Raw genomic sequence first — 23,561 nt, forward strand, 5'->3', positions numbered from 1 at the left:
ACTTAACCAGCCGGTTGCTTCACCGGATTGGATAAAATCCCAATGTCCGAAATTTCGATCTCAATCCGGTCCCCATCGAGTAACGTAAAGTCATCCGGCGGAACAATGCAAGTACCTGTCAACAAAACCGTTCCGTCAAAGATTTGATTATCCTTGATCAAATACTCAATCAATTCATGCAGTTTCCTTTTCAGCTGCCCGGTGCTTGCCGTACCCTCCACGACTTTCTCGCCACGCCGGTAAATGCGGCAGGTAATTTGAAACCGATAGGGATCGGCGACGGATTCGGCGAGAAGAATACTTGGACCAATCGAGCAAGAATGACGCCAAATTTTAGCCTGGGGGAGATAGAGCGGGTTTTCGCCTTCAATATCACGGCAGCTCATGTCATTTCCGATGGTAAAGCCGAGAATTTCTCCTTGTTGGTCGATGACCAGCCCCAGCTCAGGTTCCGGGATTTGCCAATTGGAATCACTGCGCAAATAGATGGGCTGGTTGGGCCCTACTGTCCTGCGGGAAGTTGACTTAATGAACAGCTCCGGGCGCGGGGCCTCATAAACTTTGTCATAAACGGTGACTTGATTCGTGTTTCCGCCGGTTGCTTCAAAGTTTCGCGCCTCTTTGCTACGCTCATAAGTCACACCTGCCGCCCAGACTTCAGGAGCATCAATCGGGACGAGCAGATGCAAATCCGCTAATGTTTGCCGGAGAGGAGAAGACTGTCTGATGGATTCCCTCACCCATTGAAGAGGGGTTGATTGATTCACTTTTGCCTTTTTCACCAAATCCAAAAAATCGGTGCATGCGAGTCGGTACACCGTCCCTTCATCTGTTACCGCCCCCATGACAGGAGCATCGTCCTCCAGAAAACGGATGATCCTCATGCTGACTCCTCCCAGACGATAATATAAAACCGGGTTTTGTCTTAACAAAAACCGTATCCCAATTGTTGAGAGATTTCGTTGGCTGCTTGTTTCAACAGGGTAACAATGTGATCTTCGGATTCATTTTTCAGACCGGAGATCGGTGTAGACACGCTGATGGCCGCAACAACTTCTCCCGAATGGTCGCGAATGGGTACTGCCACACACCGGACTCCCGGTTCATTTTCCTGATTATCTATGGCATAACCCATGGCCCGAACGCGTTCCAGTTCCTTGAGAAAGTCAGTCTCATTGGTAATCGTGTTGGGAGTATGCTTCGTGTACACATAACCGGATAATATCTCTTTTATTTTGTTCGGCTCATGAAAAGCGACCAGCGCTTTGCCCACTGCACTGGAATGGATCGGAACCCGGCGCCCGATGCGGGAATACATGACAATGCCGGAGGTTCCCTCCACTTTGTCGATATATACGCCTTCCTTTCCGTCAAAGATAACCAGATGGACCGTTAATCCGGTTTGAACGGACAGTTTGACCAATATATTTCTCGCGAGATTTCGAAGATCCATTCCCTGCAAGACGAGATTTCCCCGTTCCAGCAATTTGAGACCCAGTCTGTATTTTCCGTTTTCAGGATTTTGCTGAATATATCCATGTGACTGAAGGGTTTTTAACAGGGAGTGAACCGTACTTTTATGAAGGCCGATCCGTGCGCTGATCTCTGTTATTTTTAATTCCGTATCGTATTCATCAAACAGATCCAGGATTCTAAGGGCACGATCCACTGCTTGAATCATTGGCATGTTAGCTCACCCCGGGGCATTGCTTATTCAGTAACCGGAACACCCAATCCAATCGCACCTCTTTCGGATGTTTTCAGATGGGGTGCATAACGCTTGATCATATCCAACCCGATTCTGGCTCTCCGAACCCGTTCCCGGCACAAAGAAACGGAAACATGCTCCAAGTGTGTTCCTGAAGGATAAATATTGGGCGAATTTCGGAGTCCAAACTTGATATATACAGGTGCAGCCACCCGGATGATTTCCGGTATTTCGTAATGACGAATAAAACCGCCAAGATCATCCGGCACCTCAACATAAATATCGATCGGAATATCCACTGCCTGGCGGATGGCTGCCAGACGAGCCAACGTCAAATCGGTGGGGACATTGTAGGTTCCCGCTCCCATTTGCTCGATCAGGCGAATTGAAACCGGGTTGGCATGGGCCATTTGCACCGATACTTTTACAACCAGATCAGCCGGAAGTTCTCCTTTTTTCTTAAACTCATTCACCAGCCACAGCAATCCTTCATCAGCGACTAGGATACTTCTGATTCCCATGCGGCAGGCACGCTTAATGTCTTCGATCGAATAGGCGAGCTGATCCATTCCCTGTACCCTGAGTCCTGCTATCTTTCCGGCACTTGCCCAAGGCATGGCCGTAATGTCCCAAGTGCCGCGCGGGCCGACAAACAGACTCACTTCCAGCTTTTCCCTGAGGCCCATTTCAGCCATCTCCCGGAGTTCGTCATCCGTTAAGAGCATAATTCCGCTGCCTTGCGAGATGCGGTGGACCAGTACATCGTATTCTTTGCAGGCTTCAAGGACGGCGGCAAAGGATGCCGGGCCTTCCACACTGGGAATTTCGACCCGATACTGGGCTCCGTCGGGGAACGTTTTTGTCGAGGTGGGAAGATCATGACAATCCTTCGCGGGAAAGCCCAGCTGTTCGATCACTTGAAGAGTTTCCTTCATTGGATTCCCTCCGGTTTGTGAGATAGAAATACAACATCCGTTTTGTAATCCAGATAGGCAGCTTCGGCGACTGCTGCGGGAACCACTCCGTGGGCGGCATCCGTATGCCCGGCGAGCCGGTTGCTCGGGGCTACGAACCGTTGGCGCTTCCTGATGTTGGCCAGTCTCGCTTCACCAAGGCGTTGGCGCTGCTCACGAACGGAATCAAACTCAAATAAAAGTTGTCCCCGGCAAAAGGCATCCGGTTCAATAAATTGTATCTCGCGTTGGCTCAAATGGAGGAAGAGCAGATCCCCGGTTTCCAGATAGAGAATTCCTCCTCCTTCAATGGCTTCAGGGGTGAGATGACCGATGGCCGCTCCGTATGTGACACCCGAGTATCGTCCGTCACTGATCACGGTTGCCAGTTTTCTCAATTTCCGGTTGGCGTTAATATGCTGCATCGGAGTAAACATTTCCGGCATCCCAAACGCCACCGGTCCTTGTCCGGCGATGATGACAGCAATTTTTAATACCGAATGGTCGACCAAATGTTCAAACAACCGGTCATAATCCAATCCCTTCCAATCGTCATAGTGTTCGGGATCATTCTGTTTTAATACGGCCAAGAGCCGGTCATGCGCAAAACGGCGCTCTCTTCTCAACCGGTCCAGCAACTGAGAATCCAGCAGGCCCCGGTTGGCCTCCTCTTCATTTTCATAGTAGAGGACAAAGGCCGCTTTCTTATCAAACTCATTCAGTTGTTGTGTCGTCATCCCGCTTATTTTTACCACGGCACTTTCAAAGAAATTGCCTGTCAACACATCCACACCGCTGAACGGGCGCCGGGGAGCAGATAAAATGATGGGGTTGTCCGATACATTGGAAGCCGGCAGCCGGTCCCGGTTGCGGAGCCGCTCACGCCAACTGGTGCCGGTCACCGTGGGTGCATCGAGATCCATCGGCACCCCATTTTCCAGCAGTTCATAGAATAAAGTTTCCATTCCCCTGATCTTTCCGCTGCAACACTGCATAGCCAGCGCAAAAATATCCCTGCCTTGTGTCAAGCTGTAATCAAATAAATCCGGAATCGGATATTCTTGATGGATCTTTTTCAAATCCCACAAACTGAATTGATATCCGGCGTACAGCATCGCTGCGACCAGGTGCATCATCAGGTTGGTGGAGCCTCCGGATGCACTGTGGATACGGATGGCATTCTTGATGTTGGTTCCTACGATATTCTGGACGCCAAAGACGGGATTGTTGATCATCAAAGAGAGATCATCCAGCGCCCGGTTGATCTGTTCCTGGTTCGGCGGCTCGGTCAGCAACTCAAGAGCGGGGTGAACCAACCCCAACCCGGCCACTAAATGGCGCGAGCTGTTTCCCGTTCCATTAAAGGCACATATTCCTCCTTTGCCGTCACAGGTATTGACCGCCAGTCTTTTCTCAACATCCTTGTGTTTGGCTTCCGTAATGATTCCTTTTTCACGTGCCCGGATGAGAACTCCCTGGAACGCGGTATTGGAGGAGCATTGCAGGATATAGGACATGGTATCCCGCAAATCATCAGCAATCTCCTGTGCCCCGGATTGTTCCGCCCGTCTGGCCACATCTTCCAATTCTTCCATTAAATCAGGGGGAATCGTTCCTCCTTTCAATACATGTGCCGGGGCAAATGTGGCAAAAAAGGGAGCTTCCCCGCGAATTCGCCGGATTCGGTCCACATGAGCCAGCGCGCTGACAACCCCCAGAGGCTGTTTGTCACAGCCTTGAATCACAAACGCCCCGTGGTAACTGTGAGCCTCCAACTGGTTGACCACCATCTGGGCAACAGCATTCCGGCTTTGCAAGGAATAGCTCATCCCCTGATTGCTTTGGGCCGTCCCGTCACACATCACCGGAGTGGAGAAAGTAAAAGGAACTCCCCCGTTTTCCCAGATGCGGATCGCAGCCCGTGCGGAGGTTTGATTATCCATGATGTGCGCGGGGTGGTCTGCCGATCCCCCGATAATTGCGATCCGGGGGGCGTTTTCCTCCAGCCGGTTGTAGATTTCTTCCAATGTCCAATCCGGGACCGGCCCTTCATATGCGCTGCCAAGGATTTGTTTGGAGCGGTCTAAAAGGGCAGCCACCGTGATCGGCTCATTTGCTTTCCCCTGGACATTATCCCGGTATGGATTGACGCCATTTTCAATCTTGGGATATCGGGCTGGCACATCCGTTTCCTCCTTTTTATGGATCTGGTTCGCACAAAAACCAACTATTCGATTAGCCTTCCAACTCGATCGGGGCGGGTCCGGTTAACACATCCACATCCTCCCGTTCGATGGCTTCGGGCAACAAGCTCTCGGAGATCCAGATTTCTTTTAATTCCAGGGTATTTTTAATTCTGACGAGACGCACTTTTTCCATATCAAAACAGTTGCAAGTTTTGATGGCCGCTTGCACGGCTAATTTCTCCGTTTCCAGAAACATGGGCATTTTGACCACATCCACGACGGTACTGGTCAGGGCGTTGGCATATCCCTTCTTCCAATCGATCGCATCGAATACTTTCTTCGTGGTGATATCGGCCAGACCGATTCCGTTCGCGTTTCCGTGGGTTTTTTCTGTCAGCCCCAGCACGACGATTCGCTTCACTTCCGGTCCCCCGCTGGCATATGGAGTCGGATAACGCCCCGTGATGTTGGGATCCATTCCGTCACCGGAGATATCCTTTCCGATTTCATCCACGACGAGCACATCCATGGGATCGAAGAGAATTTTGGGCATCAGCGCTTTTGCTTCCACCAGCAATTCAGGTTCAATCTCTTCGATCTTTTCGGAAGGAACAGCGATGATTTTGGCCGGGCGATCGTAAGCATTCTCAATCGTACCCAGTCCGAAGATTATCGGAACACGGCTCATCACCACTTTAGCCATAGCCGGAACATGTTCAGCCATGTATTTGAAGCTGTACGCGTGGGCCGCTTCCGCTCCTTTCTGCTTCCCCAGCCCGATCGTGATCATCTTCATCAAACCGCTCTCCACGCGTCCGCGGAAGGCTGTGTGGGGTTTAATCCGATTGATCACGACGACTTTATCGGCTTCGTAAGCATGTTGATCGGTGTAGACGGGAAGGCCGTTCGGCAGCCTTCCCACCTGCACCACCTCCATGCTCGACCGGATCGGGGCTCCAACCGTCTGTTCCGTTATCCCCAGTTGCTTTAATACGTCCAGTTGTCCCTCGGCAGTCGCTCCGCCGTGACTTCCCATCGCCGGAACGATGAACGGTTGCCCGCCTGCCGATTGAATCGCCTTGACCACTTCCCGGGTCAAGACCGGGATCTCTGCGACCCCGCGGCTTCCAACCGCGATGGCCACCCGGTCGCCGGGTGAGACTCTCTGAAGAACCCCTGTTTCCCGGATGGTATCCTGAACCGCCCGGGCCACATCCGGAACTTCCGGAGCGTGAAACTTCTGCCTGACTTTTACCATTCGCGGGAGAGGAATTCCCTGAAGCAACTCATCAATTACACCCATGATATCCCCTCCTGTTCATCAAAGATTATTGGCCCCTCACTTTTTGCAACTCCCGGTTCAACTCTTCAAACAGATCGGGACCAAACTCTTTTGCATACCGGTCCAAAATCGGTTGAATGGTCTCTTTCACCTTTTTCTTCTCTTCATCCGGAAACTCATTCACTTTCATTCCTTTTGCCTTTAAATTGGCCAGGGATTTTTCCACCTGGGCCCGGTTCGCTTCGCGCTGGAATTTGCCCGCTTCGACCGCGGCTTCCTGAAGGATTTTCTTTTCTTCTTCGGAGAGGCGATCCCAGAATTTTTTGCTGACCAAAAAGACAAACGGGGTGTATACATGCTCGGTCAGGCTGAGGTAAGGCTGGACTTCATTAAATTTATTGGATTCAATCGTAGGCAAGGGATTTTCCTGACCATCCACCGTTTTGCTCTCCAAGGCGCTGAACACCTCCGAGAAAGGCATCGGTGTGGGGTTGGCACCCAGGGCCTTAAACACATCGATATGAACCTTTGTCTGTAATGTTCGAATTTTTAACCCCCGAAAATCAGCCGCCTGGGCTACCGGATGTTTGCTGTTGGTCAAATTGCGGAAGCCGTTTTCCCAGTAGCCCAGCCCAATCAGACCGTGCTCAGGCAATTTGTCCAGGATTTTCTTTCCGACAGGTCCATCCAGAATGGCATCCGCCTCTTTCGGATCGTTGAACAAGTAAGGAAAGTCAAATATGCCAAATTCTTTGACCGTCCCCACCAACGGCGAGGTGGAAGGAATCGTGATTTCCTGCAGCCCGGCTTTGAGGGCTTCAGTCATTTTTAAATCGTCTCCCAATTGAGCGCTGTAGTAGGGTTGGACCTTTAACTTCCCGTTGCTTTTTGCATCGACGATCTCTTTAAACTTTCGTAAGCCCTGGGCTTGCGGGTGGTCTTCGTTTAAACCGATTCCCGCCTTAATGATCCGGTTTTGGATGGGAGCATTGGCACTCGTGCCTCCGCTCTGACAACCGGTCACAGTAACGATCAACGCCGGGATAACCAGACTGACCGCCAATCGATTCATCCATTTTTTCATGTTTACGAGCCCCTTTCTGCCAGAGAGTAATGAGTCAAGTCATAAGCGGTTTTTCCGGACTTTAAGGACAATCGATCCTTGACTTGGTGATTGACGAGGTATTTGGGGAATTCCCCGTGAATCAACACGTCGACAATGCCCAATGCCGCTTTTAAGCGCATTTCCCGGGCAGACTCTTCCGAATACCAGGCCGCGTGCGGAGTCAGTGTAACCGACTCCATGGAAAGAAAAGGATGATCCGGACGAATCGGCTCTTCCTCAACCACATCAAGGGCCGCTCCGGCAATCCGTTGTTCCTGTAAGGCTTCAATCAATGCCGGCTCATCAATCACCGGTCCGCGGGACGTGTTGATCAAATACGCCTCCCGTTTCATCAACCGAAATTGTTCCCTGCCGATCAATCCCTTCGTCGCCGGGGTAAGAGGTGCATGGACGGAAATGAAATCAGACTGTTTACACAGATCAGGGAGGGAGACCAGCGCAACACCCCTTTCGCTCGCCGTCTGTTCGGGAACGAACGGATCATAGGCAATCACCTTGAGTCCCAGCGGCTTCACTTTATCCGCAAGTGCTTGCGGAATGTTCCCGAAACCGACCAGCCCCAAGGTACGCCCCCGCAGCCGGTAAATCGGTTGCATCACTTTATAGTCCCAGACGCCCTTTTTCACCGCTTCATTCGTAACGGAAATTTTGCGCACCCCGTTCAACAGGAGGGCAAGGGCGTGATCGGACACTTCATCCATGCAATAGTCAGGCACATTGGCCACACAGATCCCGCTTTCTGTCGCTGCATCGAGATCAATCGTGTTCACGCCAACCCCGTAGCGGGTAACGACCTTGCATCGACTGAGCGATTCAATCACTTTCCGGCTGATCGGGGCATACTGATTGATGATTCCATCCGCATCCCTGCATACTTCGATCACTTCATCCTCTGTGCGGCACTGGGCGGAAACAAGCTCGATCCCCTCATGCTGCAAAACCTGTTCTTCATAGCGCAAATCGGGATACTCCCAATCCGTGACGACCACTTTCCAGCGGGACATCATTCGTTCACTCCCATCCGGGGTTACTTTTTATCCAAAAATTCAATGGGGACGGTGACAATTTCCGGGAAGAGGATCAGCAAGAACAGAATGACGCAATGGATGAGCAAGAAAGGCCAAACCCCTTTCATGACGCCTTCCATATCCGTCTTTCCGACACCGCAGGCCGTATTGAGAACCGTTCCCACCGGCGGCGTAAGCAAACCGATACAGTTATTGATAATAAAGAGAATTCCGAAATAAACCGGATCAATGCCTGCTTGCTGGATGATCGGCATCAGGACGGGAGTCAAAATCAAAATGGTCGGCGTTAAATCCACTGCGGTACCCACCAGCAAAACCAAAAGATTGATCATGACCAACAGCAGGAATGGATTGTCCATCACCGGGCCCAATAGGCTGGTAATCTCGGCGGGGATGTTTGCCACGGTGATCAACCAGGCCGAAACCATCGCAGCCGCAGCCAGAAACATCACCACGCTGGTGGTTTTTGCAGCCGATACCAATATTTCATACAGCTGGCTGATTTTCAGCTCCCGGTAAATCACCAATCCAACGATCAATGCATAGAAGACCGCCACCACTGCCGCTTCGGTCGGCGTGAAGACACCGCCTCTCATTCCCACGACGATGAGCACGGGCAGGAGAAGCGCCCAAATCGCCTGTACTGTTGTTTTGGCAATCTCTTTCAGCGATTTTCGTTCATATACTTCCAGTTTTTCATTGCGCACCAGCCACCACCAGACAATCGCCAAACCGATGGCCATGAGGATTCCCGGCACGATCCCGCCGAGGAACAATTTGGTGATGGAAACGTTGGCCGTCACCCCAAAAATAATCATGGGTATGCTTGGAGGAATCACAGGGGCAATGATTCCGCTCCCGGCGATCAGACCGGTGGAACGGTTGCGGTCATACCCCGCTTTGACCATCATCGGGATGAGAATGGCCCCCAAAGCGGCTGTATCCGCCACCGCGGAACCCGAAAGTCCGGCAAACAGCACACTTCCGATAATCGCGACGTAGCCGAGCCCCCCGCGAATATGACCTACCAGAGACATCGCAAAAGCCACGATCCGCTTTGAAATGCCGCCTGCATTCATCAATTCTCCGGCAAGGATAAAAAACGGAATCGCCATGAGCGGAAAATTGTCCGCACCGTTAATCAAGTTCTGGGCAACAATCTGGCTGTCGAAGTTGTCCATTGAAAACATCAGGGCGACCCCGCTGATCAAGAGTGCGTAAGCGATGGGAATACCTAATGCCATGGCAACAAGGAGTGTCACGATGAAAACGGTAAGTGTCATGTTGTTCCCCCTTGTGAATCCGGTCTGTCTGCCGGCAAATCTTCTGATTCTCTGGTCATGATGAGCTCATCGCCCGATTTATTTCCAAACACGGCCTGATACAAGTTGCGGAGGACAATGATTCCCATGCCGACGCTCATCACGATGCCGATTCCGTAGATGAAGGACAGTGGCAAGCCGGTGGCCGGAGCTGAACTGTCCATATTCAGCTGCGTCATTCCCCAGCTTCCTTCCAATACCAGCCACAAGGTATATAAAATCAGCAAATTGCTGATGACATAAACGACTTTCTTCCATCTGGCGGACAATTTTCTAACCAGCATATCCACACCAAGATGTTCATTTTCTTTCAAGGCGACAATCGCCCCTAAAAAGACCATCCAGATAAACAGGAAACGGGCCATTTCTTCGGACCAGGTAATTCCCGAATTGAAGGCGTAGCGCAAAACGACGTTTCCAAAGACAAGGATCGACATGAGCGCAAGTGAAAAGGCAATGGCGATATTCAGGATATGACGAACGACTTTGGCTGCTTTTTCCATACTCCCCCTCCTAGTTGGCCGCCGCCGCTTTAATCTTCTGAATCAGCTCTTTCGTCGAAGGATTCATTCTGTAAAATTCCTCATAAATGGGATTTGCTGCGGTTTCCATTTCTTTTTTCAGCTGTTCATCCGGGCTTTGGAATTTCAATCCGTTTTCCTGAAGAAACTTTTTATCCTGCTGATAACTTTGCTCCAGCAACTTCCATTCGTAATCTGCAGCTGCTTGAGCCGCTTCTTCAATCACTTTTTGTTGCTCCGGCGTCAGCTTGTCCCAAAATTTTTTGTTGATGATATACACGTTGGGACTAAACATATGGCGGGATTCAAGCACATGGGTTTGCACTTCATACCATCCCGAAGCCCTTAGGGTGGCGATCGGGTTCTCCTGGCCGTCGACCACTTTTTGCTCCAGTGCCGTAAATACTTCTGAAATCGGCAGCGGGGTAACATTGGCCCCCCAGGACTTGCCTAAAGCGATATAGTTGGGGATGTTTGGCATTCTCAACCGGAAACCTTTAAAATCGGACATTTTCGTGATCGGGTGATTGCCGGATATCATCCGGAACCCATTGGCACTCCAGGCGAGGACGCGAACCCCATGTTTCGATTCCATCTCAGAGGTCAACTCTTTTCCGATCGGACCCTGCAACACGGTTTTTGCATGTTTGAAATCCTTGAATAAGAAAGGCAATTCCGGTATCGCCATCTTCGGGATATCCGCCTGCATGATCATGCCGGGAATTCCCATCTCGATGGTGCCATTGCGCACGCCGTCATAAAATTCCTTTTCCGCACCCAGCTTGCTGTTTTCATAAATATCGACTTTTAAAGTGCCCTTGGAATTTTTCTCCACCATGTCCTTAAATTTTTCCCGCAGAGCGATGTTTTGAGGATGGTTGGCGGCAAAGTAATGGGCCACTTTGATCCGGTGAGTTTGACCGGATTTGGAATTATCCGCTTGTGACGCGCAGCCGGCCAATAAAACAATCAGAATAAGAGAGCAAATGATGCCCCGGGTGAAGCGCTTCCATCCATTCATAAGAACCCCTCCCGTTTCCGAATGTATTGGCAGATGGTTTTATATGATAAAGTTCGGTTTTATCATTTAGATAAAAAACGATTGCCCTTCGTGATAATGAGCTTTCTATGTACTGTTCTGTTTGGGAACGATTTCATTTTTCAAAATAATATGCGTTCATATTGTTCTATATTATAAAACTAAGTTTATGAATATAGATAAAAAAGAATCAAGAATACAATTATTACTTTTTATTTACTATATATGAATGATTAGAATATTGTCAACTCATTAATATTTTATATCCAATTGGAAAGAGTGTGGATAAAACTCGGATTCCCATGGTACAGTTCTTTTTTTCATTTAGGCAGCCTTTTCGATGAAGCAACACAAAGAGGTCAAAGCCCCGCACCTATGGCGGGCAAAGCATTGTTTGTTCATAGCTCGATGATGGGCTCTCGAAAGATCCCCGTTTTCAACCCGGTCCCCCCATAGATGCTAAAAAACAAAAAAGCCAGCAATTTTCATGCTGGCTGTCAGCCGTTTAAGACTCTTTTCAAATTTTCCCGATAGGGAGCCCTGATGACTCCGTACTCGGTGATGATCGCGGTTACGTACTCCGCCGGTGTGACATCAAACGCGGGATTATACACTTGAACTCCCTCTGGGGCGATTGGTTTGCCCATTCCGGCCACCACTTCCTCCGGTGATCGCTGCTCAATCGGGATCTGTTCGCCCGTCTCCGTTTCCAAATCGATCGAAGAAGCAGGAGCAGCCACATAAAAGGGAATTCCATGCGCTTTCGCCAACACGGCCACACTGTAGGTGCCGATTTTGTTGGCCACATCTCCGTTGGCCGCCACGCGGTCCGTTCCAACGATCACCGCTTGCACCCATCCCTGTTTCATCACGGCACCCGCCATATTGTCACAGATCAGCGTCACATCAATCCCGGCCTGCATGAGTTCATAGGCGGTCAGACGGGCTCCCTGCAACACCGGGCGGGTTTCATCGGCAAATACCTTAAACTTCCACCCCCGCTCACGGGCCAGATAGAGAGGAGCCAATGCCGTTCCATACGCACCGGTGGCGAGACCGCCGGCATTGCAATGGGTCAGGATGCCCATTCCATCCTGCAACAGAGTGAGCAGATGTTCTCCAATCTGCCGGCACACCCGGACATCCTCTTCATGAATCGCCGTCGCTTCGTTCAATATCGCTTGTTTGACGGAGGAGACGGGTTCGCCTTTGAATGTTTTGGCCTTGTTCACCACTCGTTTTAGCGCCCACGACAGATTGACAGCCGTCGGCCTCGCCGAATTCAAAAAGTCCGCGATCCGTTCCAGTTCTGCCCAGAAAATCTCCTCCTGGTCAGGCAGGCCACGCACTCCCAAATACAATCCGTAGACGGCAGCGATGCCAATCGCCGGTGCCCCCCGGACAGCCAATGTGGCAATTGCCTCCCATACCTCTTCCGGGGTGGTCAAGTGTAAATAAACGGTTTCAGTTGGAAGCCGCCGCTGATCCAGCAAAACCAAATGATCTTCTTGCCAGAAAACCGATTGGGGATGCGGGATGGCTTGATTGAATTTCATTTCACCGTCAGTCCTTTCCCGAGAATCTCCCGGGCCAGGTTGGTCAGGTCAGACACGGTCTGAATCGATTTGCACTTTAAAACCAACTGCTCCCCGATCTGTAAAGCCTTGATTTCCGCTTCCGCGCGAACGGCCGGATCTTCGATCGATTCCAAATCGGCTACCGGAGCGAGACCGATCACCCGGCGCATCATTTTGCATCCGGCAAACCCGGAAGTATCCTGGAGAGCCTGGAACAGTACATCATCCAGAAAGCCGGGAACGGACCACATTTCATCTTTTACATGCTCTTTCCACAATGCACGGAATTCTCGTTCAAAGCCGTTCCAGATCTGTTCAACCGTATCCAGCAGCCAATGTTGATATTCCTCTCTCCGCTTCTTGTCCTGCGTGTGCGCCTCATGGGAGACAAAGGAAAGGAAAAGGTTGGCGATCACGGCCCCCACATCAAAGCCGATCGGACCGTAGTAGGCAAATTCCGGGTCGATCACTTTGGTGCTGTCTTCTTTCACCATGATGGAGCCGGTATGCAGATCCCCGTGCAACAAAGCTTGTGTGCGGGTCATAAACGATTCTTTCAGACGGGCGATCTCCCTTTTCAGTTGATGGTTGCGCCAGATCGACTCGACCGTTTCCCTGATCAGCGGATTAAATGAGTTGGTCTCTGCATTGTAGTAAGGATCCGTAAATACAAGATCCTCTGTAATCTTGCACATTTCCGGATTGATAAACCGGCGGACGTTTTCTTTTTTCTCCTGCGCGTCCAGGTAGTATTCCGAGGTAAAAAAGAGCGTGTGGGCAAGATACTTCGCCAAATCCTCAGCCAGACGGGGGTACACTTTTCCCGCAATTAAGCCTTTTCTTAAAATGATATGATCGGATAAATCCTCCATCGCCGTCAACGCCAATTGATCATCGTAAAAATAGACGGCGGGAACCAATTCCGGCACCAATTTGGCTGCTTGTTTCAACGCCTCCGCTTCGATGCGGGATCGGTCCAGCGTCAACGGCCAGGATTCCCCCACCACCCGGGCATAAGGGAGAGCTTGCTTGAGGATGACGCTTTTTCCCGATTTTTGATCCACGATGTGAAAGACCAGATTCAGGTTTCCATCGCCAATTTCCCGATTGGCCAGCTCCGCATCACCGGCAAACAAATCCGGTAAAGAACGGGCGTATTCAACCGCATCCTTTTCCGTCAAAGCTTTATAATTTTCAAACATCGATGGTTTCCTCCTTTCTTGGCAAAGGCCCGCATCATGCGTGCGGGCGTTAGCGGTCAAGCGTTGAACTCCGGATCCTGATAAGGATGCGCCACCCAGCCGGACGGGTCGATAAACAGGCGCACGGCCACGACTTTGCGGTTCTCCATCAGCGTGAAAAAGTGCGGAGTATTGACCGGCACGGAAATGACATCCCCTGCGGAGAGCTCCACATCAAAGTAGCCGGTTCCCTCTTTGCCTTTAATCGTGAAGATGCCGTTTCCGGAGACGATGGCCCGAACCTCATCTTCCGTATGAACATGCACGTTTTCAAATTTTTTAAGCAGTTCTTCCAGATTGGGAGTCGCCTCGGACAAAGCCACCACATCCCATTGAACATATCCGTTCCGTTTGGCCAGGGATTCAATTTCCTCTTGGTACACTTGCAGGATCTCTTCCTTTTCCTCATCGGACAAAACAAACTTTTCACGCAAACGGGACGGCAGTTTTTCCGTCGGCCAATGTTCGTAAAGGACCCCCTGCTCTTCGAGGAATGACCGTACCTCTTGCTCCGTTTGCAACCGTTTCCCGGAATTTCTGATGCGAATCTGCGCCATGAAAAAACCCCTTTCGATCTGTACTATTTTTTCAAAAGTTGCAGTTTTACTTGATACTCAAACAGAAATTCAAATGCTTCCAAATGACGTTTGGCAGCAAAAATGCTGTCTCCCCAGGCATAAATCCCGTGGTTTCGAATAAGCACCCCGGGAACGCGGGGATCGAGCACTTCGCCGACTGCTTCCGCCAAAGCGGGAATATGGGCATAATTTGGAACAATCGGCAGTTGGATCACGGCCCCTTCTTCCCAGAAATTCAATGCCTTGATGATTTCATGGCCGGTAAAGGAAACCTCCCCTTGATCCCCGTAAAGCTCGGAAATGAGATTATTGGCAACTGTATGAACATGGAAAATCGCCCGGCAATCGTTTATCTTTTGATAAATGGCCGTATGGATCAGGGTTTCCGCCGACGGTCTCTGCCGGGTCGGAAATGCCGGTTTCCCTTCGAGGTCAACCAGCAGGAAATCCTCCGGTGTATGGATCGATTTATCCTTTCCGCTGGCGGTTACCGCGATTAAGGCCGGCTGGCCCTCCTCAACCTTCACACGCACAGAGAGATTGCCGCTCGTGGCGGGAAACCATCCACGCTTGGCAAAAAGATCCTTGATCTCGCGCAAATCCCGAAAGGCCTGCTCAATCTGTTCCAATTCGACCCGAATCGTCTCAACGCTTTTCAGTTGTGTCATTCCTTTTATGCACCTCACTTTGCCAACGGCGCACCGTTTAAAATATCAATCACGTCAAAAAAGGTGGTAAAAGGCTGGTGGACCAAACCCAGCTCTTCACATTTTTTCAGCAGATAATCGCGGGCAATCGTAAAATCGGCCAGTTTGGAACCGGCCAGATCGGTGATGCTGTCACCGATCACAATCTTTTCATACAGCCGGCTGTCATACGAACGGATCACGCTCGTCTTGCACATCCCGCAATCCACGTCACAGTGCGGGTCACAGGGGTGCGGCCAAACAATGCGGATGGTCTCTCCGCTGAAATCACTTCCGTTGCAATAAATATCTTCGACCGGAATCGCATAGCGCGACAAGATCGGATAGACAAAGAAATCGATGCCTCCGCTGGTGATTAAGAGCTTGATCCCATGTTCGCGGCAATATTGGATAAACTCTTCGAATCCGGGCCGGATTTCCGCCTGGTCAATCGCATACCGGATGATTTCTTCTTTCCTGGAAGAGGGCAGCAGGGAAAACATTTGCCCCACTCCCCGCCGGACGCTGATGCGCTGAGAAAGGATATCATCTTTAATCGATTCCCAACCCGGGGGGTTAAAATGTTTGAAGATGCTGATGATGTTGTCGTTATTGGTGATCGTTCCGTCAAAATCACAGAAGATCACCCGTTTTCGGAACGATGTCATTCCAGACTCCCCCATTTTTCCAAAGCCAGTTTCAACTCCGGCGAATCCTGTGCGGCTTCCTGTAAAGACCGCCCCTCTACCGCAGCGCGGATGGCATCGACAAAGGCTTTACCTCCGGCCGTCGAACCTTGCGGATGTCCGTGAATGCCTCCCCCGGCATTGACAAGCAGATCCGTGCCAAAGTCGCGAACCAGGGCAGGCACCAGGCCAGGATGGATTCCTGCCGAGGGTCCCGGAAACGAGCGCCGGTGTACCGGTGAAGGTTCGCGCAAGTATTCGGCCACTTTTAAAGCGTCGGCTTGGGGCATGGCCACCGAGCCATAGGGGGAAGGATACAGCACCATATCTGCCCCTGCCCACCTCATCAATTTTCCTAACAGAAGCGGTGAACTTAATCCGTACTCAGGAGAAGCGTAGATCGCTCCCGAAAATGCCGGATGAGCCATGAGCGGAACCCGGATGTCAGGATCGCCGGCCAATCGGTGGAGAATGTCCAATCCGTAGGGAAGCGCATTGACCAGCAAGCAGTCGGCTCCCTGTTCCACCAGGCGTTTCGCCTTGTCGACCAATTGCGTCACCGGTCCGGTCAAGTTTACGGCATACAGCGTTTTTTGCCCGGTCCGCCCTTCCTTTTCCCGATTGATCCTGTTGAACAGGCGGACCCTTTCCACGGCTGGTGCGTAGTCATCGCGGAAGAAGATTTCGTCATCCTTCACCAAATCGACCCCGCCATCCACCTGGTGACGATAAGCTTCCTCCAGTTCAGCCAGGTTCATGCCGATACACTGCTTAAAAATGCTCATCAACAGCGGCCGGCCGGCCACTCCCAGCTGTTGCCGAATTCCCTCGACTCCGAACTTGGGTCCCGGTAACTGAGCGAGGAACGAATCCGGTGCTTCGATATCCATGCACCTGATCTTCCCGTCCATCGACAACTTGCCGAAAACGGTGGTCAAAAGTGCGGGTAGATCCGGTGTCAGATTTCGCACCGGATAACCGATTTTACAAAGCGCGCGCGGTTCCCCGTCCGCAGTCGGCTCCAATTCCGCCACTTCGATCACTTTCCCCAGATGGGCGGCCATTTGCTTTTTCTTCGTCTCCGGCAGCTCCGTCCAAGTACCGACCGTTAAACCCACCGCAATGCTGTTTGCTTTTTTATGAAAATCATTCTTCCCGTGAATCAAATATGTAGCGATGATGTAGTCCTGATGGGCCACCATCCAGCCATCACCTTCCCCGTATCGACTATGCTTTACCTTACAGGAGATCGGGCCCGTTTATTCCGGCACCAATAAAAAATCCCTTTCTGCAGATGCAAAAAGGGATACATTTATCGTTATCGCCTTCTCTCATCTGTCAGAACAATATTGTCCTGCAGGAATTGGCACCTTTCTGCTTTTGTGCAGATGGTTGCCGAGGTTTCTTCGGGCCTGTCCCTCCACCTCTCTGGATAAGAGAATTCCACAGATTTATTCAATTTTCCATCAGCTCTTTTAATTTAACATATTTATTTTTATTAATCAACAGTCTTGGTGAAAACTTTTTTCTGTCCGGTTTCATCCATAAAGTTTCAGCTATTTCTTTCACACGGTGGATCTGTCCGTTTCAATGCCATCGAAGCGGATCATCGGCACAATTCCCGGTGTATAAACGAACAATAAAAGATATTTAAAAAAATATATTCGTGTTTTTGATGTTCCTGGCCTTGATTTCCCCTGTTACTTTTGTTATAGTCTCTTAGGGTTTTGAAAGCAGTTTTTCCACGACATAAATCCCATTCATCCGAGATGCATGTGAGGGATCCGATATGAAAGATAAATACGATGTGATTGTTGTGGGCGCAGGTCCTGCCGGTATTTTTACCTGCTACGAAATGTCCTTGAAAATGCCGGAAGCCCGGGTCCTGCTCATCGACAAGGGACATGACATTTATTCTCGCAATTGTCCCATTTTGCAGAAAAAGATTCAAAAATGCCCTCCTCCAGCCGGTAAAAAAGATTTTGCCGGTTGTGTTCCCGCCTGCTCCATTACCAACGGATTCGGGGGAGCAGGGGCCTATTCGGACGGCAAATTCAACATCACCAGCGAATTCGGCGGCTGGATGACGGATTATTTACCGACGGAAACGGTCGTGGATCTCATCAAATATGTGGATGAAATCAATCTGCAGCACGGAGCTACAGATACGATCACCGATCCGCTTACCGATCGGGTTCGGGAAATCGAAAAAAGAGCATACTCCGCCGGGCTGAAATTGCTCCGAGCCCGGGTCCGCCATCTGGGAACCGAACAAAACCTGAAGATTTTGGCCAGCATTTTTGAATATCTCAAAGACAAAGTAGAGATGAAATTCAAAACGGAAGTCACGGACATCGTCACCGAAAAGAAAAACGGGCGGCATCAGGTAACGGGTGTTGAGCTGAACGACGGAACCATCCTTTCAGCGGAAAAAGTAGTGATTGTTCCCGGACGGGACGGGTCCGCATGGCTGGGCAAAGTCCTGAAAAAACGCCGCCTGAAAATGTCCGCCAACCAGGTGGATATCGGTGTCCGGGTGGAAACATCCAATATCGTCATGGAAGAAATTAACGAACATCTGTATGAAGGAAAGTTTATTTTCAATACTTCGGTAGGAACCCGGGTCCGGACTTTCTGCAGCAATCCCTCTGGACATGTGGTAGTGGAAAACCATTCGGGAATCATGCTGGCGAATGGACACGCCTATAAAGATCCCAATCTGGGCAGCGAAAATACCAACTTTGCTCTTCTGGTTTCCCATCAATTTGATGATCCGTTTGACCAGCCGACCGAATATGCTCATGAAGTTTCCCGTTTAGCCAACCAGTTGTCGGGCGGCGGCGTGATTGTGCAAAAATACGGGGACATCCTTAAAGGCCGCCGCTCCACTCCCAAGCGGATCAGAGAAGGTTTTATCAACCCGACCTTAAAAGAGGCGGTACCCGGCGATCTGGGCCTCGTCTTGCCTTACAATACCATGAAGAGCCTGATCGAAATGATGGAAGCGCTGAATCGGGTCACACCGGGAATTGCCTCCGAACACACATTGTTCTACGGTGTGGAGGCCAAGTTTTACTCCGCCCGTCCAAAATTGGACGACCGCTTTGAATCCGAAATCGCCGGCTTATATGTAGGCGGCGACGGAGCCGGAATCACCCGCGGCCTGGCCCAGGCAAGCGCATGCGGTGTCTGGATTGCAAGAGCTATCGCTGAAAAGTTGACTGAGCCGTCCCATGCTCCGGTTCATCATGGATAATGTCTGTTCCATCCAGATCCAACCGTAAATATGGGATAACAAAGCACCCCCTGAAGACCGGCACTCTCTTCAGGGGGTTTAGGCAATTTCAATTCTTCCCAGAAGTGCGGTTTTTCCTTTGTCGGAGCCGTCAGAGGCGATTTCTCCACGCAGGCACGTTTCGCCTGTTTTCCATAAACCCATGACCACTCCTCCGCACATATTTCTGATCCCATCCCGCAGGGAGATTCAGTCCAAGTGGTTTTGAGAAACCATCTCGCTGACATGCTTTTTTACCTCCCCGCATCGGGCCGGGGCAGGGAGCATTTTTCCCGGATTGCAAAGATTTTCAGGATTAAAGACTTCGCGTACGGCCGTTTGAATCGCAAGCTCTTCTTCAGTGAACAGGTAACGCATCTCCTCGCGCTTTTCCAAACCCACTCCGTGTTCACCCGTGATACTGCCGCCAACTTCGACGCACACTTGAAGAATTTCCGAACCCGCCTGAACGGCGCGCTCCTCTTCCCCCGGTACCCGGGAATCAAACATAATCAGCGGATGCAGATTCCCATCGCCAGCGTGAAAAACGTTGGCAATGCGGATTCCTTTTTCCCGACCGATCTCCTCTATGCGGGCGAGCACCTCCGGCAAGCGGCTGCGCGGAATCACCCCGTCTTGCACGAGATAATCCGGAGAGAGGGTGCCTACAGCCCCGAAAGCCGTTTTCCGGTTGGCCCACCACCGTTGTCTCTCCGCTTCGGAAGCAGCGGGCCGGACTTCCCGTACCCGGTGTTTCCGGCAAACATCGACAATCCGCTCAATCTGGTCATCCAGCCCTGATTCTACTCCGTCTACCTCAATCAACAAAACGGCGGCGATATCCCGCGGGTAACCAACAGGAAAGGTTCCTTTTTCCACTGCCTCGATGGCCAGTGTATCCATCATCTCCAAAGCAGCCGGCAAGATCCCGGCGGCGATGATATCGGATACCGCTTCGCTGGCGGCACTCACCTCGTCGAACAGCGCCAGTACCGTTCGGACGCCTTCCGGCTTCTTCATCAAGCGGACGGTGATTTCCGTGACAATTCCCAATGTCCCTTCCGATCCGACCACCAACCCGACCAGGTCATAACCCGGTTCGTCGGGCAATCCTCCGAGTTCAACCACCTCGCCGTCGGGAAGAACCATCTTGACCCCGAGTACATGGTTGGTAGTAACCCCGTACTTCAGGCAATGGGCACCACCGGCATTTTCACCCACGTTCCCGCCGATCGTACACGCTTGTTGGCTCGAAGGATCGGGAGCATAGTAATACCCCTGGCCTGCCACCGATTGCGTCAAATGAAGGTTGATATACCCCGGTTGGACAACTGCACGCCGGTTGGGCAAATCGACGTGCAACAGACGATTCATCCGGACCAGGCTGATGATGACTTCCCCGCCGGTCGGAGTGGCGCCGCCGCTCAAACCGGTGCCCGCACCGCGCGGAATAAAAGGGATCTTGCGCTCATTCAGCAGACGAACCACCGCGGCCACTTCTTCCGTGTCCTTTGGGAACACGACCGCCCGGGGGAGTGCCTTTTGCAACGTGTAGGCATCGCATTCGTACGAGACCAACTCTTCATGGCGAAAGAGTACGCCATTGTCACCCACACAGCGCATCAGTTCATCAATCAATCCCTCATCGCCGTTCTGCTCCCGTCCAGCTTCCCTCCGATAAGCTTCGTCCAGCAATTCGATGGTGTGAACGACCCGCTCACGTCCGCCGCGGCGACCTACACCCATAGCCATCTGCAGCAGGCAACCCGGGTTTCCCGTCGCAATCCAATCCACTCCGTCCGGAACATCGTCCATTTTTCTTTCCAGCAGGCGACCGGCCATATCCGGATACGTCAAATTGTACACTCCTGCACTGCCGCAGCAACGGTCAGCTCCGGGCATCTCGATGAGCGTCAACCCCGGGATGCTCCGCAAAATTTCGCGCGGCTGGCTGCGAATCCCTTGACCGTGCGCAAGGTGGCAGGCCTCATGATAAGTCACTCTTCCATCCAGTCTCCCTTGGGGGGCTTCCCAGCCGATCTCGGAGAGAAAAGCGGTCACATCTTGGACCCGGCTGACGAATTCGGCTGCTTTTTCCCGGTAATCAGGATCGTTCTTCAAAAGTTCATCGTATTCTTTCATGGCGGAGCCGCAACCGGCAGCGTTTACGATCACCCGGTCCACTCCGGCCTGCAAAAACGCATCAATATTTTGCCGCGCCAGCATTTTAGCCGTTTTTCGGTCACCGGCGTGCACTTGAAGCGCTCCGCAGCAGCGCTGTCCCTTTGGCACCACCACTTCACAACCGTTCCGGCTCAGGACGTGAACGGTGGCTTCATTGATTCCGGCGTACACTACATCCATCACGCAGCCGGTCAATAAGGCAACACGACAGCGTTGCTCACCCTTTGCAGGCGTCACCTCAGGTATGCTTCCCCGGGAAGGCCGCTTGGGAATCTCCGGCAATACGGCCTCCAGATCGCGCAAGTGGGCCGGAATCCATTTCAAAATACCCGCTTTTTTCGCGAACATACGAAGTCCGGACCGCTGGTAAAATCGCATCAACCTGCCCAAAACATGGAGGCGTCCGGGATAAGGAAACAAGTGGCGCAAAAAGAGGCGGCTCACCAATCCCTTCCATCCCTTTGGCGGCATTGCCCGGTAAAGCTGTCCGCGGGCCTCCTCAATCAGGGCACCCACCTTCACGCCGGACGGGCAAGCCGTCTCGCAAGCCCGGCAATCGAGACATTGAAACACGGGATCGTATAATCCCTGGTTGAGTCCGAGCCGTCCTTCCCCCACCGCTTTGATGAGATGAATCCTTCCGCGGGGGGAATGGTGTTCCAGGCGCTCTTCCTGATAAGTGGGACAAGCGTCCAAACACATCCCGCAGTGAATGCATGCTGACCACTTATTCGGGTCGGGCGGATCAGAAAACGGATATCCCTCTGGTTTTGGCAGCGGATGGAAGGAGTGGTTCATATCAGATCCCTCCCACAAATCGTCCGGGATTAAACAGACTTCCCGGATCCAGACGTCCCTTCAATTTGCGCATCAGACCAAAGCCTCCCGGAGTCCGTCCCCAGACAGGAACGCGATTCTTGACGCACAGAGGTGCATGCTCGACCACCAAATATCCGGATCTTTCTTCCAACCATGACCGGATGAGCCCGATCGTCTCACACACTTGATCCAGTTGATTCATTGAAGCAAACAGGTTCACCCGCGTAATCCCGGTCCCGATCCCTCCATGCACAATCGCTTCTATTCCCTGTTTTTCCGCAACATCACTCGCCTTCCAAACTGTCCCGGCGACCCGGTCAGGCAGGGTTATTGCCTTTAAAGCCACTTCCATTCCGGAAATGTCCGTTTCCAAGGCATTCGGGGTCAGCCGGCCCAAGCGATTCCACAGGCTCGCAGCTTGTTCCTGCTCCAACCATGCGCGAATGGAAAGCCCTTCCTCCTCCGCCCACCGGGCAACCAGGTTTCTCTGCGCGGTGACTGCTTTTTCTTCATCCTCAAAACCGATGACCCATGCACATCCTTCCCCGTCCAACCCGGTAAGAGAGCGAAGCGCCGTACCATTCACCAGCTCCATGGCACAAGGTTCCAATGAAGAGTCCCATACGCGGCGGCTAAAACGCATCATCGTTTCCCCATCAGAGGCAGTTAATACCAAAACGGTTTCAGCCGGTGGCAATGGACGCAATTTAAATGTGCATTCAGTGATGATGCCCAGCGTTCCCATCGACCCGACAAAACATTTATTCATGTCATATCCGGCCACGTTTTTCACTACTTTTCCGCCGGTACGAATCATCTGTCCGTTTGCCAGGATCATCCTGAGTCCGGTTACCCAATCGCGCGGAGCCCCGTATTTCAGCCGTTTGGGTCCGGTTGATGCAGTTGCCACCAGGCCCCCTGCAGTGATGTGTTCCGGCCAACCGGGATCCAGCGGCAATACTTGTCCTTTTTCTTTCAGTTGTTTTTGCAAGTCTGCCAATGTCGTTCCCGCCCGAACAGTCACGATCAAATCGCCGGGGGAATGTTCGACAATCCCGTTCATACGGGCCAGAGATAACGTAATGGCACGCCCGCGAATCGAATTTCCATATGTCCCCCATCCTCCTTTGCCTTGCGGGACGATCGCAACTCCTTCCCTGGAAGCCCATCGCACGACGGATCTTGCCTGTTCTTCCGTATCGGCAAAAACAATGGCTTCGGTCTCCAATCCGCCATCTGATGAGGATGACTCGCGGGTCTTCACCCTTTCGGATCCCAGCTGTGCGATCAATCCGTCGATCCCGGTTCCACTCACAAGATCACTCCCCTTTTTCGAGCCCCAAACACAACG

19 protein-coding genes, 1 pseudogene and 1 riboswitch are annotated in these 23,561 nt (G+C 51.7%); of the genes and pseudogenes, 1 reads left to right on the plus strand and 19 read right to left on the minus strand.

The window, feature by feature from the left end; all coding sequences use genetic code 11:
* Positions 1 to 2 precede the first annotated feature (2 nt).
* The 16 genes from BMW55_RS17960 to BMW55_RS18035 form a co-directional block, all read right to left on the minus strand.
* Entirely contained in the window at positions 3 to 884 is an 882-nt protein-coding gene (locus BMW55_RS17960; protein ID WP_089973074.1) for a fumarylacetoacetate hydrolase family protein, read from the minus strand.
* Positions 885 to 925: 41 nt separating this feature from the next.
* Positions 926 to 1,687 carry an IclR family transcriptional regulator gene (locus BMW55_RS17965; protein WP_089973076.1) on the minus strand — a complete coding sequence of 254 codons (762 nt, stop codon included), beginning with the start codon at positions 1,685 to 1,687 and terminating at the stop codon, positions 926 to 928.
* A gap of 23 nt (positions 1,688 to 1,710) precedes the next feature.
* Positions 1,711 to 2,643: a U32 family peptidase gene (locus tag BMW55_RS17970; RefSeq protein WP_089973079.1), complete on the minus strand. Its 933-nt coding sequence runs from the start codon at positions 2,641 to 2,643 to the stop codon at positions 1,711 to 1,713.
* Complete coding sequence (locus BMW55_RS17975; protein WP_089973082.1) at positions 2,640 to 4,844, minus strand: dihydroxy-acid dehydratase domain-containing protein; 2,205 nt, start codon at positions 4,842 to 4,844, stop codon at positions 2,640 to 2,642. Before BMW55_RS17975 ends, BMW55_RS17970 begins: the two co-directional genes overlap by 4 nt.
* 52 nt (positions 4,845 to 4,896) lie before the next feature.
* Positions 4,897 to 6,150, minus strand: coding sequence for a nickel pincer cofactor-dependent isomerase, group 22 (locus BMW55_RS17980; protein ID WP_089973085.1), 1,254 nt, complete (start codon positions 6,148 to 6,150; stop codon positions 4,897 to 4,899).
* Positions 6,151 to 6,175: 25 nt separating this feature from the next.
* The gene (locus BMW55_RS17985) at positions 6,176 to 7,213 is read right to left on the minus strand and encodes a TRAP transporter substrate-binding protein (RefSeq protein WP_089973087.1); all 1,038 of its coding nucleotides are present in this window, start codon (positions 7,211 to 7,213) and stop codon (positions 6,176 to 6,178) included.
* A 2-nt stretch (positions 7,214 to 7,215) separates the two neighbouring features.
* Positions 7,216 to 8,259 carry a C-terminal binding protein gene (locus BMW55_RS17990; protein ID WP_089973090.1) on the minus strand — a complete coding sequence of 348 codons (1,044 nt, stop codon included), beginning with the start codon at positions 8,257 to 8,259 and terminating at the stop codon, positions 7,216 to 7,218.
* A gap of 23 nt (positions 8,260 to 8,282) precedes the next feature.
* Positions 8,283 to 9,566, minus strand: coding sequence for a TRAP transporter large permease (locus BMW55_RS17995; RefSeq protein WP_089973093.1), 1,284 nt, complete (start codon positions 9,564 to 9,566; stop codon positions 8,283 to 8,285).
* A complete protein-coding gene (locus tag BMW55_RS18000) occupies positions 9,563 to 10,108 on the minus strand; it encodes a TRAP transporter small permease (protein WP_089973096.1) in 546 nt (181 codons plus the stop codon). Before BMW55_RS18000 ends, BMW55_RS17995 begins: the two co-directional genes overlap by 4 nt.
* A 10-nt stretch (positions 10,109 to 10,118) precedes the next feature.
* On the minus strand, positions 10,119 to 11,147 hold the full coding sequence (locus tag BMW55_RS18005; protein ID WP_089973098.1) for a TRAP transporter substrate-binding protein: 1,029 nt from the start codon (positions 11,145 to 11,147) through the stop codon (positions 10,119 to 10,121).
* 515 nt (positions 11,148 to 11,662) lie between these two features.
* Positions 11,663 to 12,721: an S-methyl-5-thioribose-1-phosphate isomerase gene (mtnA, locus tag BMW55_RS18010; RefSeq protein WP_089973100.1), complete on the minus strand. Its 1,059-nt coding sequence runs from the start codon at positions 12,719 to 12,721 to the stop codon at positions 11,663 to 11,665.
* Positions 12,718 to 13,944, minus strand: coding sequence for an S-methyl-5-thioribose kinase (gene mtnK / locus BMW55_RS18015; RefSeq protein ID WP_089973102.1), 1,227 nt, complete (start codon positions 13,942 to 13,944; stop codon positions 12,718 to 12,720). The genes mtnA and mtnK overlap by 4 nt, the downstream gene beginning before the upstream one ends.
* Positions 13,945 to 14,000: 56 nt before the next feature.
* The gene (locus BMW55_RS18020; protein ID WP_089973105.1) at positions 14,001 to 14,540 is read right to left on the minus strand and encodes a 1,2-dihydroxy-3-keto-5-methylthiopentene dioxygenase; all 540 of its coding nucleotides are present in this window, start codon (positions 14,538 to 14,540) and stop codon (positions 14,001 to 14,003) included.
* 23 nt (positions 14,541 to 14,563) lie between these two features.
* Positions 14,564 to 15,229: a methylthioribulose 1-phosphate dehydratase gene (locus BMW55_RS18025; RefSeq protein ID WP_089973108.1), complete on the minus strand. Its 666-nt coding sequence runs from the start codon at positions 15,227 to 15,229 to the stop codon at positions 14,564 to 14,566.
* A gap of 14 nt (positions 15,230 to 15,243) precedes the next feature.
* The gene (locus BMW55_RS18030; protein ID WP_089973110.1) at positions 15,244 to 15,915 is read right to left on the minus strand and encodes a 2-hydroxy-3-keto-5-methylthiopentenyl-1-phosphate phosphatase; all 672 of its coding nucleotides are present in this window, start codon (positions 15,913 to 15,915) and stop codon (positions 15,244 to 15,246) included.
* Positions 15,912 to 17,135, minus strand: a complete 1,224-nt coding sequence (locus tag BMW55_RS18035; protein ID WP_089973113.1) for a 2,3-diketo-5-methylthiopentyl-1-phosphate enolase — start codon at positions 17,133 to 17,135, stop codon at positions 15,912 to 15,914. The genes BMW55_RS18030 and BMW55_RS18035 overlap by 4 nt, the downstream gene beginning before the upstream one ends.
* Before the next feature lie 126 nt (positions 17,136 to 17,261).
* Positions 17,262 to 17,372: riboswitch (SAM riboswitch) on the minus strand.
* Between the two features lie 350 nt (positions 17,373 to 17,722).
* On the opposite strand from BMW55_RS18035, the gene BMW55_RS18040 reads away from it, so the two are divergent.
* The gene (locus tag BMW55_RS18040; RefSeq protein ID WP_089973116.1) at positions 17,723 to 19,189 is read left to right on the plus strand and encodes an NAD(P)/FAD-dependent oxidoreductase; all 1,467 of its coding nucleotides are present in this window, start codon (positions 17,723 to 17,725) and stop codon (positions 19,187 to 19,189) included.
* Positions 19,190 to 19,417: 228 nt separating this feature from the next.
* On the opposite strand, the gene BMW55_RS19765 is transcribed toward BMW55_RS18040, so the two are convergent.
* The 3 genes and pseudogenes from BMW55_RS19765 to BMW55_RS18050 all read right to left on the minus strand — a co-directional run bounded on the left by BMW55_RS19765 (position 19,418) and on the right by BMW55_RS18050 (position 23,525).
* Positions 19,418 to 20,830 (minus strand): FAD-linked oxidase C-terminal domain-containing protein, encoded by a 1,413-nt coding sequence (locus tag BMW55_RS19765; RefSeq protein ID WP_244527624.1) that lies wholly within the window; start codon positions 20,828 to 20,830, stop codon positions 19,418 to 19,420.
* Positions 20,831 to 20,968: 138 nt separating this feature from the next.
* Positions 20,969 to 22,189 (minus strand): annotated as a pseudogene (locus BMW55_RS19770) ((Fe-S)-binding protein); the annotation flags it as partial.
* 1 nt (position 22,190) lies between these two features.
* Positions 22,191 to 23,525, minus strand: a complete 1,335-nt coding sequence (locus BMW55_RS18050; protein WP_089973121.1) for an FAD-binding oxidoreductase — start codon at positions 23,523 to 23,525, stop codon at positions 22,191 to 22,193.
* Positions 23,526 to 23,561 lie beyond the last annotated feature (36 nt).

This window comes from Lihuaxuella thermophila, from assembly GCF_900110165.1.
GTDB classification, from domain to species: Bacteria; Bacillota; Bacilli; order Thermoactinomycetales; family Thermoactinomycetaceae; genus Lihuaxuella; species Lihuaxuella thermophila.